The organism is Mesorhizobium sp. M8A.F.Ca.ET.161.01.1.1 (genome assembly GCF_004792105.1).
GTDB lineage: Bacteria > Pseudomonadota > Alphaproteobacteria > Rhizobiales > Rhizobiaceae > Mesorhizobium.
The window spans coordinates 1-432 of record NZ_SRTD01000086.1; the positions used below are offsets into that span (position 1 = coordinate 1).

1 protein-coding gene is annotated in these 432 nt (G+C 59.5%); it reads right to left on the minus strand.

What is annotated here, in order from left to right:
- Positions 1-236 (minus strand): HAD-IIB family hydrolase (locus EN804_RS34730; RefSeq protein WP_135922311.1); only part of this gene is annotated, 236 nt, incomplete at its 3' end.
- Between the last annotated feature and the right edge of the window lie 196 nt (positions 237-432).

Sequence of the window (432 nt, forward strand, 5' to 3'; positions counted from 1 at the left end):
CGCTCCTCCTCGCTGGCCGGCGTGTAGATCAGGGCGCGCTTTTCAGCGACTAAATTGTCGAACAGACCGATCTCCGGAAAAACCTGCTTGAGATCGGGCAGCTCGCGGCAGGTGACCAGGACAAGCCTGCGGCCGGACTTCTTCAGTTTTTCCAGCGCCGAGAGCGTGCTGGCAGTGACCAGGCCGTTGTGCGCCAGCGTGCCGTCGTAGTCGGTGGCCAGTGCCATGAAATACATCGGGTGATCCTCTCCGCTGCCGGTCGCTCGGTCCGTCTGGAACAAACAACGTCTGTCGGCGGAAAAGGTTTAGGCCGGCGCTTTCGCCTGCCTGGCGAGAAACCTGGCGTGGAGAAATGCAACTCATCGGAAAGAGAGAAAGGTTGGCTGTGTTCTGGAAAGGCGGGGCGTTTCTGGTCTTTATGTCTGTTTGGGG